The organism is Mesorhizobium sp. B1-1-1, from assembly GCF_006442955.1.
GTDB lineage: Bacteria > Pseudomonadota > Alphaproteobacteria > Rhizobiales > Rhizobiaceae > Mesorhizobium.
On the sequence record NZ_VFWW01000001.1, the window covers coordinates 479,579 to 492,105 of the forward strand.

At 62.0% G+C, this 12,527-nt stretch carries 11 protein-coding genes; 8 read left to right on the forward strand and 3 right to left on the reverse strand.

Features of this window, described 5'->3' with window-relative positions:
• Window positions 1-156: 156 nt before the first annotated feature.
• Complete coding sequence (locus FJ986_RS02390; protein ID WP_140493947.1) at window positions 157-1,437, forward strand: O-acetylhomoserine aminocarboxypropyltransferase; 1,281 nt, start codon at window positions 157-159, stop codon at window positions 1,435-1,437.
• An 84-nt stretch (window positions 1,438-1,521) separates the two neighbouring features.
• Complete coding sequence (locus tag FJ986_RS02395; RefSeq protein WP_140650011.1) at window positions 1,522-1,872, forward strand: cupin domain-containing protein; 351 nt, start codon at window positions 1,522-1,524, stop codon at window positions 1,870-1,872.
• 41 nt (window positions 1,873-1,913) lie between these two features.
• Here the strand turns inward: FJ986_RS02395 and FJ986_RS02400 are convergent, their stop codons facing one another.
• Window positions 1,914-3,164 (reverse strand): cytochrome P450, encoded by a 1,251-nt coding sequence (locus FJ986_RS02400; RefSeq protein ID WP_140650010.1) that lies wholly within the window; start codon window positions 3,162-3,164, stop codon window positions 1,914-1,916.
• A 104-nt stretch (window positions 3,165-3,268) separates the two neighbouring features.
• On the opposite strand from FJ986_RS02400, the gene FJ986_RS02405 reads away from it, so the two are divergent.
• Window positions 3,269-4,372, forward strand: coding sequence for an FAD-dependent oxidoreductase (locus tag FJ986_RS02405; protein WP_140650008.1), 1,104 nt, complete (start codon window positions 3,269-3,271; stop codon window positions 4,370-4,372).
• Between the two features lie 2 nt (window positions 4,373-4,374).
• Here the strand turns inward: FJ986_RS02405 and FJ986_RS02410 are convergent, their stop codons facing one another.
• Entirely contained in the window at window positions 4,375-4,965 is a 591-nt protein-coding gene (locus tag FJ986_RS02410; protein WP_140670015.1) for a hypothetical protein, read from the reverse strand.
• 335 nt (window positions 4,966-5,300) lie between these two features.
• Between FJ986_RS02410 and clpP the strand changes: the two genes are divergently transcribed.
• The 4 genes from clpP (at window position 5,301) to FJ986_RS02430 (ending at window position 10,653) form a co-directional block, all read left to right on the forward strand.
• Window positions 5,301-5,930, forward strand: coding sequence for an ATP-dependent Clp endopeptidase proteolytic subunit ClpP (clpP, locus tag FJ986_RS02415; RefSeq protein ID WP_027028064.1), 630 nt, complete (start codon window positions 5,301-5,303; stop codon window positions 5,928-5,930).
• Between the two features lie 295 nt (window positions 5,931-6,225).
• Window positions 6,226-7,500 carry an ATP-dependent Clp protease ATP-binding subunit ClpX gene (gene clpX, locus FJ986_RS02420; RefSeq protein ID WP_140493939.1) on the forward strand — a complete coding sequence of 425 codons (1,275 nt, stop codon included), beginning with the start codon at window positions 6,226-6,228 and terminating at the stop codon, window positions 7,498-7,500.
• A gap of 272 nt (window positions 7,501-7,772) precedes the next feature.
• Window positions 7,773-10,184, forward strand: a complete 2,412-nt coding sequence (gene lon / locus FJ986_RS02425; protein ID WP_140493937.1) for an endopeptidase La — start codon at window positions 7,773-7,775, stop codon at window positions 10,182-10,184.
• A gap of 196 nt (window positions 10,185-10,380) precedes the next feature.
• Window positions 10,381-10,653 (forward strand): HU family DNA-binding protein, encoded by a 273-nt coding sequence (locus tag FJ986_RS02430; protein WP_006201846.1) that lies wholly within the window; start codon window positions 10,381-10,383, stop codon window positions 10,651-10,653.
• Between the two features lie 93 nt (window positions 10,654-10,746).
• Here the strand turns inward: FJ986_RS02430 and FJ986_RS02435 are convergent, their stop codons facing one another.
• Complete coding sequence (locus FJ986_RS02435) at window positions 10,747-11,769, reverse strand: aldo/keto reductase (protein ID WP_140515754.1); 1,023 nt, start codon at window positions 11,767-11,769, stop codon at window positions 10,747-10,749.
• A gap of 208 nt (window positions 11,770-11,977) precedes the next feature.
• Here FJ986_RS02435 and FJ986_RS02440 point away from each other — a divergent pair, with 208 nt between their 5' ends.
• Window positions 11,978-12,523 carry an SIS domain-containing protein gene (locus tag FJ986_RS02440; protein WP_140670152.1) on the forward strand — a complete coding sequence of 182 codons (546 nt, stop codon included), beginning with the start codon at window positions 11,978-11,980 and terminating at the stop codon, window positions 12,521-12,523.
• Window positions 12,524-12,527: the final 4 nt, after the last annotated feature.

Here is a 12,527-nt window from a genome sequence, read left to right on the forward strand (position 1 = left end):
AAGGGGAAGGCGCAAAATTATTCCGGCAGGAGCCGTATTTTCCTGCTGCCTGGTCGAAGATGACACGCCGAAGGGTATTTTCTTCTTTGCATTCGTGGTCGAGCTTGGCCAAGAATGGCCGGCGAATTTCAGAAGTTTTTTTCGAGGGAGGTTTCAGTGACCCGCACGCCCGGTTTCAACACGCTCGCCGTCCATGCCGGTGCCAAGCCCGATCCGGCCACCGGCGCACGCGCCACGCCGATCTACCAGACGACCTCCTTTGTTTTCGACGACGCCGATCATGCCGCCTCGCTGTTCGGGCTGAAGGCCTTCGGCAACATCTACACCCGCATCATGAACCCGACGCAGGCGGTGCTCGAAGAACGCATAGCGGCGCTCGAGGGCGGCACGGCCGCCCTTGCGGTGGCGTCCGGCCACGCCGCCCAGGTAATCGTGTTCCACAATCTGTTGCAGCCGGGCGACAATTTCGTTGCCGCCAACAAGCTCTATGGCGGTTCGATCAACCAGTTCGGCCATGCCTTCAAGAACTTTGGCTGGGAGGTGCGCTGGGCCGAAGCGAACGATCCGTCAACCTTCGAGAGCCAGATCGATGACAAGACCAAGGCGATCTTCATCGAGAGCCTGGCCAATCCCGGCGGCACCTTCGTCGACATCGAGAAGATCGGCGACATCGCGCGTAAGCATGGCCTGCCGCTGATCGTCGACAACACCCTGGCCTCGCCCTACCTGATCCGGCCGATCGAGCACGGCGCCGACATTGTCGTCCATTCGCTGACCAAGTTCATTGGCGGTCACGGCAACTCGATCGGCGGCGCCATCGTCGATGGCGGCACGTTCGACTGGTCGAAATCAGGGAAGTACCCGATGCTGTCGGAACCGCGCCCCGAATATGGCGGCCTGGTGCTGCACGAAACCTTCGGCAATTTTGCCTTCGCCATCGCCGCGCGCGTGCTTGGCCTGCGCGATCTTGGCCCGGCGATCTCGCCGTTCAACGCCTTTCTCATTCTGACAGGCCTCGAAACCTTGCCGCTGCGCATGCAGCGCCATTGCGACAATGCGATCACCGTCGCGGGCTGGCTGTCCAACCATCCCAAGGTGGCCTGGGTCAACTATCCCGGCCTTCCCAGCGACAAGAACAACGCCCTGCAAAAGAAATACTCGCCGCAAGGCGCCGGCGCGGTCTTCACCTTCGGCCTCAAGGGCGGTTACGAGGCCGGCGTCAAATTCGTCGAAGCGTTGGAGTTGTTCTCGCACTTGGCCAATGTCGGCGACACCAAGTCGTTGGTCATCCATCCGGCGTCGACCACGCACCGACAGCTGTCCGACGAGCAGAAGGTCAAGGCGGGTGCGGGACCGGACACGGTGCGGCTGTCCATCGGCATCGAGGACGTCACCGACATCGTCGCCGACCTCGAACAGGCACTCGCCAAAGTTTGATCTATTCTCTCCCTCGTTGGAGGGTCGGCGCAAAGCGCCGGGGTAGGGCGAGCCGGCCCGAGGCCGGTTCTTTCATGGAGGCAAATCCTGTCCGCGCATTACCTGACGATATCGACGGACTCTGTCGACGCCGAAGAAGGCGCGCCGGCGCCCGATCGCCTGATCTCGGGCGATCCGAAATTCCGCACCTGGAACGTCGAGGAGCGCGAAGGCGGCCTTTATGCGGGTATCTGGGAATCGACTCCGGGCAAGTGGCGCATCGTCTACGATGAATGGGAATTCTGTCACATCCTCTCCGGCGTTTCGGTGATCGAAGAGGAGGGTGGCGAAGCGCGCACCGTCAGAGCCGGCGACAGCTTCGTGCTGCGGCCTGGCTTTAAGGGAAGCTGGGAAGTGCTTGAAATCACCCGCAAGGAGTATGTGATCAGGCTGTAATCCTTTGCTGCGCGCAACTCACAGCCCAGGCCTGCGCTCCTTCAGAAGCCGACGGTGAGCGCTTCCAGTCCGTGGAAGTGATACGTGTCGCGGAAGCTTGGGCTTTCGGCAAGACGGAGCTTTGGGTGCCGCTCGAACAAGGTTTTCAGCGACACCTGCAATTCGAGCCTGGCCAGGGGCGCGCCGATGCAGAAATGGATGCCGGCGCCGAACGACACGTTCTTCTGGTCGGCACGATCCGGCCGGAAGGCCCGCGGCTCGGCAAAGGCATGAGGGTCATGGTTGGCCATGCCAAGCAGCAGACCGATCGTCTGGCCGGGCTGCACGACGATCCCGGGAGCGATTTCGATCTCCTGGTAGGCGTAGCGGGTGAACATGTGCAACGGCGCGTCGAAGCGCAGGCATTCCTCGACAGCGGCCGCCGTTGCCTCGGCTGAGGTGAAGAAACGGCGCGGGTCGCCGCCTTGCGCCAAGATCGAGCGCACCGCATTGCCGGTCTGGTGCACGGTCGCTTCGTGGCCGGCATTGAGCAGCAGGATCGCCGAGGACACCATTTCGTCTTCCGACAATTTTTGGCCGCCCTCCTGCGCCGAGATCAGCAGCGACAGCAGGTCGTCGCCGGGATTTTTGCGCCGTTCGGCGATGGTGCCGCGCAGGAAATCGGCGAAATCCTGCGCCGCGCGATTGGCCGTCTCCTCGATCTCGCGAGTGCGGCCATGCACGTACATGGCGACCATTCGATGTGACCAGTCGAGCAGTTGCGGTCCCATTTCGACCGGCACGCCGAGCATCTCGGCGATGATGGTGATGGGCAGGGGAGAAGCGAAGGCGGGCAGCAGGTCGACTTGCTTGCCCGGCTCGAAACGATCGATCAGTTCGTTGGCGAGTGCCTCCACACGCGGCCGCAGCCGCTCGACCTGGCGCGAGACGAAGGCGCGGTTGACCAGTGTTCGAAGCCGCGTGTGCACCGGCGGCTCCAGTTCCAGCATGGAATTGGCTTCGATGCCGTCGAATGCCTTGAGATGTGTTCTATCCCGGTCGATGCCACGACTGTCGGGAATGCCCGCCGGGTTATGGCGGCCGAAGCGGCGGTCGCGCAACAGCTTGTTGACGTCGTCGAAGCCGCCAAAGCACCAGAACCCGAATTCTTCCCAGAAAAAGACGTTCGATGCATCGTGCAGGAACGTGTAGGCCTCGTACGGATCCTGGAAGAAAGCCCACTCGTGCGGGTCAAGCCTCAGGCGACGGGTCGCTGGATCAAAGGCTAGGTAGGATGGCGTCGATTTGGTCATGCCAGACCAATAGCGCGGCTTGCCAGCCTGGTTCCAGACCGTATGTTGGCGCCCACAATCCAATGCGTTGAGCCAGCCGCAACGGCTGCGGAAAGTCTGATTTGATGAATGTGATCGTTGTCGGCGCGGGCATCGCCGGTCTCTCCACCGCATGGTCGCTGGTCAAGGCCGGCCATAGCGTTTCCATCGTCGAGCTGGGGCCGATCCCCAATCCGTTGGCGGCATCCGGCGACCATCACCGCATCATTCGCCGTGCCTACCGGGCCGGGACCGGCTACGGCCGGCTGATCGGCGAGGCCTATGAAGCCTGGGACGAGATGTGGGCCGACCTCGGCGAGAACCATCTCGATTCCAGGGGCTTCCTCTGCGTCTCGCGCGAGCCGGGCGACGAAGCCGAGGAATACCGGGAAGGGCTGGAGGAGGGAAACTATCCGTTCGACCTGCTGGAACCTGATGCCGCGGTCGAACGCTGGCCTTTCCTGGAGCCGGGCTCGTTCCGCTACGCCTATTTTTCGCCGGAAGGCGGCGCGCTGCATTGCCGCAAGATCGCGTCCGGCCTGGCCAAGTGGCTGCGCGCCAACGGCGCCAACGTCTACGAGAACAGCAAGGTGACGGCGGTCGACTCCGAGGCAGGGCATATCGTGCTCGCGTCCGGCGAGACGATGCAGGCCGACCGCATCGTCGTCGCTGCGGGCGCCTGGGTGCTGAAACTGTTCCCCGAACTCGGCGGCGAACTGAGGACGTACCGAACCGCGCTCGCCTATGTCGAACCGCCGGCGGACCTCAAGGCCGTCTGGGAAGTTGCGCCCGTAGTCCTCGATGTAGGTGGCAAGACCGACGGTTACATGATCCCGCTGACCCGAGGTTCCGGCATGAAATTCGGTTCAGGCCTGCACAGGGTGCCGACCAGCGACGCCGACTGGAACCGGCAGCCGGTGCCGGGCGAGGGCGAGGCGATTCGCAACCTGTTTTCGCCGCCGATCGCCCGCATCGAGGAGTATGAGGTGACCGAAGTGGTCACCTGCGCCTATACATTCACGGACGATGAGAAATTCCTGGCGCATGAGACGGGCAAATGCCTGATCGTCTCGGCCTGCTCGGGCCATGGCTATAAATTCGGCGCGGCGGTCGGCCGGCGCGTGGCCGCGGCTGTCGATGATGGCGATATTGCCGGCCTGAAACGTTGGTTGCGAGCCGAAATCGCCTGAATTCAGTCCTGGCAATGCCTGGGAATATGCACGCGCCGCCAGCCGGATGAGCCTTCGCGCACCAGCACGCGCCGCGCGACGGTCTGGTAGGCGGCGGGAATGTCGACGACGCGCCTTTGCTCCGGTCGCACCAGCACCTCCTCGGCGATCCTGTCATATTGCGCCGGGATGACGGTGCGCCTCGTGCGCTCCGGCCGGATCACCACCGTTTCGGCGACGCGTTCATAGCGCGCCCCGTGCCGGACCTTGCACAGCACCTTGCGGCCGTGGATGACGCGCCATTCCCAGGAATAGCCGCCATCGTCGACCTTGACTGTGTGGTAGACGGTGCGGGTGATTGCGGGCACCACCTCATAGGTCACCTGTGCCGGAACCGTCATCACCACGCGCTCGCGCGTGCCGTAGATCGGCGCTTCATAATCGACCTGCTGGCTGGGCGGACTGATCATCACGTCCTCGTACACGGTGTCATAGACATCAGGCGTTTGGACCGGCTCATAGCATTCGACGGCGCGGCCGCCGGCCGCCGTCTGCGAAATCGAGCCGAGCATGGTCAGCCCGGCCATGGCGAAGCATGCGGTTTTCCTGGACATAACGTTCCCCCTGTTGAACCGCGGACACAAGTTCAACGTTGAATTGTAGGGGAAGCGGTCCGCGAGAAAAGCGGGTTCGGCGCATTCGTTAAGTGACGCGGTTAAGAAACTGCTACCTGTCAGGCCGCAGGTGCCGTCGCGAGCCGGCGGAAGCGCCCGCCGTTGCGAATCTCGCCTGGAAAGCTTGATTCGACTTACCCAGATGGCTAGGAGGGGTCGGCCTTGCACAAGGATGAGCCGGCATCCTATTTACACAATAACGATCCAGAACCGATTCTGCCCGAGTTGCCAGCATGTCCGGCGCCGGAATCCCACCGCGAGACAAGAGATAACGAATGAAGAACCCCGTCGAAACCTACATGAACCTCGTTCCGATGGTGGTCGAACAGACCAATCGCGGCGAGCGGGCCTACGACATTTTCTCGCGCCTCCTCAAAGAGCGCATCATTTTCATCACCGGTCCGGTCGAGGACGGCATGGCGACGCTGGTCTGCGCGCAGCTTCTGTTCCTGGAAGCCGAGAATCCGAAGAAGGAAATCAACCTCTACATCAATTCGCCCGGTGGCGTCGTCACCTCGGGCATGGCCATCTACGACACCATGCAATTCATCAAGCCGGCCGTGTCGACGCTGTGCATCGGCCAGGCGGCCTCCATGGGCTCGCTGCTCCTGACCGCCGGCCACAAGGACATGCGCTTCGCCACGCCGAACGCCCGCATCATGGTTCACCAGCCGTCCGGCGGCTTCCAGGGCCAGGCGTCCGACATCGAGCGTCATGCCCAGGACATCATTAAACTGAAGCGCCGCCTCAACGAGGTGTACGTCAAGCACACCGGCAAGAGCTACGACGAGATTGAAAAGACGCTCGACCGTGACCATTTCATGACCGCGGACGAGGCCAAGGACTTCGGCCTGATCGACAAGGTCATTTCGTCGCGCGAAGCGGCCGAAGGGGCGCTGGCATAACGGCATATTGGCAGTTGGATGGCGGCATCACGCGCTTTTGGCGCGTCTTGCGGCATTTCGGCCACAATTGGCTGTTCCCTCGACGATCGGGATTGCCTACGTTAAGGCTATGTTGATTTTCGACGGCTTAGCTTTGTGTGGGGTTGCTGCGAATCATTGCCACGTTTTCTGATTTGTGTTTCGTACGGAATACGTTGCGGGAGCCGGGATACTGGCGGCGGCGGATTCCCGCGATAAATAGAGTATGCGCCCTTTCAGCCAGACCATCGGCGGGCGGCCATGAAAGGACATGAAAATGAGCAAAGTCGGCAACAACAGCGGCGATTCCAAGAACACGCTTTATTGCTCGTTTTGCGGCAAAAGCCAGCATGAGGTGCGCAAGCTGATCGCCGGCCCGACGGTCTTCATCTGCGACGAATGCGTCGAGCTGTGCATGGACATCATCCGCGAGGAGAACAAGACCTCGATGGTGAAGTCGCGCGAGGGTGTGCCGACCCCGCAGGAGATCCTCAAGGTTCTCGACGACTACGTTATCGGCCAGCCCTACGCCAAGCGCGTGCTCTCGGTGGCCGTCCACAATCACTATAAGCGCCTCGCCCATGCCGGCAAGAACAACGATGTCGAACTGGCCAAGTCCAACATCCTGTTGATCGGCCCAACCGGTTGCGGCAAGACGCTGCTGGCGCAGACGCTCGCCCGCATCATCGACGTGCCCTTCACCATGGCCGATGCCACGACGCTGACCGAGGCCGGCTATGTCGGCGAGGACGTCGAGAACATCATCCTGAAGCTGTTGCAGTCGGCCGACTACAATGTCGAACGCGCCCAGCGCGGCATCGTTTACATCGACGAGATCGACAAGATCTCGCGCAAGTCCGATAACCCCTCCATCACCCGCGACGTGTCGGGCGAGGGCGTGCAGCAGGCGCTGTTGAAGATCATGGAAGGCACTGTCGCCTCGGTACCGCCACAGGGCGGCAGGAAACATCCACAACAGGAGTTCCTGCAGGTCGACACCGCCAACATCCTGTTCATCTGCGGCGGCGCCTTCGCCGGGCTGGACAAGATCATATCGGATCGTGGCCGCAAGACCTCGATCGGGTTCGGCGCCACCGTGGCATCGCCCGAGGATCGCCGCACCGGCGATGTCTTCCGCCTTGTGGAGCCGGAAGATCTCTTGAAGTTCGGCCTCATCCCCGAGTTTGTCGGCCGTCTGCCGGTCCTGGCGACGCTGGAAGACCTCGACGAGCCGGCGCTGATCCAGATCCTGACCGAACCGAAGAACGCACTGGTCAAGCAATACCAGCGGCTGTTCGAGATGGAGAATGTCGACCTGACCTTCCACGAGAACGCATTGTCTGCAATCGCCAAGCGCGCCATCGAGCGCAAGACCGGCGCGCGTGGCCTGCGCTCCATCATGGAAGCGATCCTGCTCGACACCATGTTCGAACTGCCGGCGCTCGAAGGCGTGCGCGAAGTGGTGATTTCGGAAGAAGTGGTGACCGGCAGTGCCCGGCCGCTCTACATCTATTCCGAACAGAAGGAAAAGAAGGGCAATGTCAGCGCCTGACATGCCACTTGAACCCATATTTTTGTGGAACGGCGCCCTCGGGGCGCCGTTTTGCCATGAGAGGCATGCGACCTTCGCGAGGGAATGGAAAGCCGGCGATGTTAACTCTTGATCTTTGGCCCTCCTGCATCCACCTAACACGAGAAGGCCGAGGTGCCCGATTTCTGTGCTGTAAAACTCCCGTCACAACGGTGGTAGGCGGAACGATCCCCGGTCGTTAATATAAGATTCGCGGTTGGCCGATTGGCGGCCGCGACATGAAAGGTTGGACAATGGCCAAAATAACCAAGGCTCCCAGCGACGGCGTCTTCGCAGTCCTCCCACTGCGCGACATCGTGGTGTTCCCGCACATGATCGTTCCGCTCTTTGTCGGGCGTGAAAAGTCGATCAAGGCGCTGGAAGAGGTGATGGGTCAGGAAAAGCAGATCCTGCTCGCCACCCAGATGAATGCCGCCGATGACGATCCGGAGCCCGATGCCATCTTTGATATCGGCACGCTCGCCAACGTGCTGCAATTGCTGAAGCTGCCCGACGGCACCGTCAAGGTGCTGGTCGAAGGCGCCTCGCGCGCGAAAATCACCGCGTTCACCGACCGTCCCGACTTCCATGAGGCCCGCGCCACCGCGCTGGTCGAGCCGGAAGAGGAAGAGGTTGAGGTCGAGGCGCTGGCTCGTTCGGTCGTCACCGACTTCGAGAACTACGTCAAGCTCAACAAGAAGATCTCGCCCGAGGTGGTTGGTGCCGCCAGCCAGATCGACGACTATTCCAAGCTCGCCGACACGGTCGCTTCGCACCTCGCCATCAAGATCCCCGAAAAGCAGGAGATGCTGGCCACGCTCTCGGTCAAGGAGCGGCTGGAAAAGGCGATGGGCTTCATGGAAGCCGAGATATCCGTCCTGCAGGTGGAGAAGCGCATCCGCTCGCGCGTCAAGCGCCAGATGGAGAAGACGCAGCGCGAATACTACCTCAACGAGCAGATGAAGGCGATCCAGAAGGAGCTCGGCGAAGGCGAGGACGGCCGCGACGAGGCCGCCGAGATCGAGGCCCGCATCAAGAAGACCAAGCTCTCCAAGGAGGCCCGCGAAAAGGCGGAAGCCGAATTGAAGAAGCTGAGGACGATGTCGCCTATGTCGGCGGAATCCACCGTGGTGCGCAATTATCTGGACTGGATCCTGTCGATCCCGTGGGGCAAGAACTCCAAGGTCAAGCAGGACCTGGCGTTCGCGCAGAACGTGCTCGACACCGACCATTTCGGTCTCGACAAGGTCAAGGACCGCATCGTCGAGTATCTCGCCGTGCAAAGCCGCCAGAAGAAGCTCAAGGGGCCCATCCTGTGCCTCGTCGGCCCTCCCGGCGTCGGCAAGACCTCGCTCGGCAAGTCGATCGCCAAGGCGACCGGCCGCGAGTTCATCCGCATGGCGCTGGGCGGCGTGCGTGACGAGGCCGAGATCCGTGGCCACCGGCGCACCTATATCGGCTCGATGCCCGGCAAGGTCATCCAGTCGATGAAGAAGGCGAAGAAATCCAATCCGCTCTTCCTGCTCGACGAGATCGACAAGATGGGCCAGGATTTCCGCGGCGATCCGTCGTCGGCGCTACTCGAGGTGCTCGATCCCGAGCAGAACTCGACGTTCATGGATCACTACCTGGAGGTCGAGTACGACCTGTCGAGTGTGATGTTCGTGACGACGGCGAACACGCTGAACATCCCTGCGCCCTTGATGGACCGCATGGAAATCATCCGTATCGCCGGCTACACCGAGGACGAGAAGATCGAGATCGCCAAGCGGCATTTGCTGCCGAAGGTGGTGCGCGATCACGCGCTGCAGCCGAAGGAGTTCTCCGTCAGTGAGGACGCGATCCGCGCCATCATCCAGACCTACACCCGTGAAGCGGGCGTCAGGAGCCTGGAGCGCGAGCTGATGAAGCTCGGGCGCAAGGCGGTGACCGAGATCCTGAAGACGAAGAAGAAGACTGTGAACATCACGGCGGACAATCTCGCCGATTATCTCGGTGTTCCGCGCTTCCGCTTCGGTCAGGTCGAGGCAGACGACCAGGTCGGCGTCATCACCGGACTTGCCTGGACGGAAGTCGGCGGCGAGCTGCTGACGGTCGAAGGCGTCATGATGCCCGGCAAGGGCCGCATGACGGTGACCGGCAATCTGCGCGACGTGATGAAGGAATCGATTTCGGCGGCGGCCTCCTATGTCCGCTCGCGCGCTCTCGATTTCGGCATCGAGCCGCCGCTGTTCGACAAGCGCGACATCCACGTCCACGTGCCGGAGGGTGCCACGCCCAAGGATGGGCCGTCGGCCGGTGTGGCGATGGCGACCGCGATCGTCTCCGTGCTGACCGGCATTCCGGTCAGGGCCGATGTCGCCATGACCGGCGAGATCACGCTGCGCGGCAGGGTGCTGCCGATCGGCGGTCTGAAGGAGAAGTTGCTTGCCGCACTGCGCGGCGGCATCAAGAAAGTGCTGATCCCGGAAGACAACGCCAAGGATCTGGCGGATATTCCTGACAACGTGAAGAACGGTATGGAAATCATCCCGGTCTCGCGGGTCGGCGAGGCGTTGCGCCACGCGTTGGTGCGTATGCCGGAGCCAATCGAATGGGTCGAACCGGTCAATCCTCCTGCCGCGACGGACACTGCGGACGACGCCGGAAAGTCGCTTGCGCATTAGTTCTTGCTAAAGTTGCAGCGCACAAACAGAAAGCCGGGCCTCGCGCCCGGCTTTTTCATGTGAAAATCCCCGGAATTCCGGGCTTTTTTCCATTCTTTCCCGGCTTTTCGACTTGGTTGCGCGAGCGCTTCTTTCTAAAGTCCGTTTCCTGCCGGATGAGTCGTGAGTTCCGGTGTTCTCATGGAAGGGAATTTTTATGAACAAGAACGAACTGGTGTCCGCTGTTGCCGACGCCGCGAGCATTTCGAAGGGTGACGCGCAGTCGGCTGTCGATGCGGTATTCTCCGTCATCACCGGCGAACTGAAGAAGGGCGGCGATGTCCGGCTTGTCGGCTTTGGCAATTTCACCGTGTCAAAGCGCGCAGCCTCGACCGGCCGCAACCCTCAGACCGGCGCCGAAGTAAAGATCCCGGCGCGCACCGTGCCGAAGTTCTCGGCCGGCAAGGGTCTCAAGGACGCCGTCAATTAAGCGCCTTTTTTAAATTTCAAAATATCAGAAAAGCCGGGCAAGCCCCGGCTTTTCTTTTGCGCTCCTACTGGTCGATAGGTTCGTGATTGCGAGCTACCCGGTCGGCGCGTCCGCCCGCATCAGGCCGTCCTTCTTCAGGTCGGCCCAGAGTGCCGCCGGCAGTCTCGCATCGAGCAGTGACCGATTGCTTTCGACCTCGCTTGGCCGCTGGCCACCGGGGATCACCGACACGACGGACGGATGCAGCAACGGAAACTGCAACGCTGCCTCGATCAGGCGCACGTCATGCCGCCGGCAGACCGCCTCGATGCGCGCCACCCGGTCGAGCACGTCCCGCGGCGCTTCGGTGTAGTTGTAGAAGGCACCCGGCTTCGGCCCCGTGGCCAGGATCCCGGAATTGTAGGGGCCGCCCAAAACGATGCCGATGCCGCGCTTCTGGCAGAGTGGCAGGAAGGATGTCAGCGCCTCCTGCTCGAGCAGCGTATAGCGGCCGGCAAGCAGGAACAGATCGAAATCACCGCGCTCGGCCAATGTCTGGGCAACCTGCCATTCGTTGATGCCGCCGCCGAAGGCCTTGATGACGCCCTGGTCGCGCAAGGCAAGCAGTCCGTAATAGCCGGAGCGCATAAACTCCTCTATGCGCTGGTCGGACGCTTCCTTGCTGCCATGGGTGAAGATGTCGACGTCGTGCACGAACAGAATGTCGATGCGGTCGACGCCGAGCCGTTCCAGGGACGCTTCGAAGGAGCGCATCACGCCGTCATAGCTGTAGTCGTAGACCTCCTTGCGCGACGGCGTGTCGAAGAACTTGCCGATGCCGGTGCGCTCTTGCGGCGGACAGGCGCGCATGATGCGGCCGACCTTGCTCGACAGCACGTAGTCGTCGCGTTTCTTGCCGCGCAGGAAGGGGTTGAGCCGCGTCTCCGACAGGCCAAGCCCATAGAGCGGCGCGGTGTCGTAATAGCGGCAGCCGGTCGCCCATGCAGCCTCCAGCGTCGCATTGGCGTCCTCGTCGGAGACGGCGCGGTAGAGGTTGCCGAGCGGCGCCGTGCCGAAGCCGAGTTCGGTGAAGCTGATGCCGCCATTGCCGATGCGGTCGAAATGCCGTGTCTTCATATCCTGCCGTTTGCCTCATTGATTTGTCTGAAATGACACTATCACGCTCGTGGCACAGCAAAAGCGCGCAGGGGCGTTGGACACGGATTTTGGCGGTGATAGCATGAATAAAAACAAGCTGTTCGGGGAGAGACGTGACCGGGAATTTCCACTCTTCTTCGACCTCGGATCGTTGGACGGCACCGTCGTGAGCGATGCGGGCTCGCAGATGTTCAGGACCGCTCTGGACGAGCTCGGCACTGTGCTGGCGCGCGTCGACGACGGCCGGATCGATGCCGCCTGCGAGATGCTCGCAGGAGCACGGCAGATCGTCGTCTATGGCTGCGGCCGCGAGGCCTTGCAGGTCAAGGGCTTCGCCATGCGGCTCCATCATCTGGGCCTGCCGGTGTCGGTGGTCGGCGACATGACCACGCCGCCCGTGGGGCAGGGCGATGTCTTCCTGGTCAGTTCCGGGCCTGGAGAAACCGCGACCGTGCTGACCCTGATGCAGGTGGCGCGCCAGGCCGGCGCGACGGTTCTGCTTCTGACCGCCCAGCCGGGCGGCAGTGCAGCGCGCTTGGCCGACTTCACGCTGCTCGTGCCGGCGCAAACCATGGCTGACGACCAGGGTCCGCAAAAGACATCGGTCCTGCCGATGGGATCGGTGTTCGAAGGCGCGCTGTTCCTGCTGTTCGAGGTCATGGTGATGAAGCTCAGGGGGTTGACCGCGGCCTCGCCGGAAGCGATGCGGGCCCGTCACACCAATATGGAGTAGTGCG

What these genes read in the sequence shown, in the direction of transcription:
- FJ986_RS02400 (WP_140650010.1), bottom strand. Translation starts at nt 3,164, where the DNA reads ATGACCAAATCGACGCCATCCTACCTAGCCTTTGATCCAGCGACCCGT.
- FJ986_RS02405 (WP_140650008.1), top strand. Translation starts at nt 3,269, where the DNA reads ATGAATGTGATCGTTGTCGGCGCGGGCATCGCCGGTCTCTCCACCGCA.
- FJ986_RS02410 (WP_140670015.1), bottom strand. Translation starts at nt 4,965, where the DNA reads ATGTCCAGGAAAACCGCATGCTTCGCCATGGCCGGGCTGACCATGCTC.
- clpP (WP_027028064.1), top strand. Translation starts at nt 5,301, where the DNA reads ATGAAGAACCCCGTCGAAACCTACATGAACCTCGTTCCGATGGTGGTC.
- clpX (WP_140493939.1), top strand. Translation starts at nt 6,226, where the DNA reads ATGAGCAAAGTCGGCAACAACAGCGGCGATTCCAAGAACACGCTTTAT.
- lon (WP_140493937.1), top strand. Translation starts at nt 7,773, where the DNA reads ATGGCCAAAATAACCAAGGCTCCCAGCGACGGCGTCTTCGCAGTCCTC.
- FJ986_RS02430 (WP_006201846.1), top strand. Translation starts at nt 10,381, where the DNA reads ATGAACAAGAACGAACTGGTGTCCGCTGTTGCCGACGCCGCGAGCATT.
- FJ986_RS02435 (WP_140515754.1), bottom strand. Translation starts at nt 11,769, where the DNA reads ATGAAGACACGGCATTTCGACCGCATCGGCAATGGCGGCATCAGCTTC.
- FJ986_RS02440 (WP_140670152.1), top strand. Translation starts at nt 11,978, where the DNA reads ATGTTCAGGACCGCTCTGGACGAGCTCGGCACTGTGCTGGCGCGCGTC.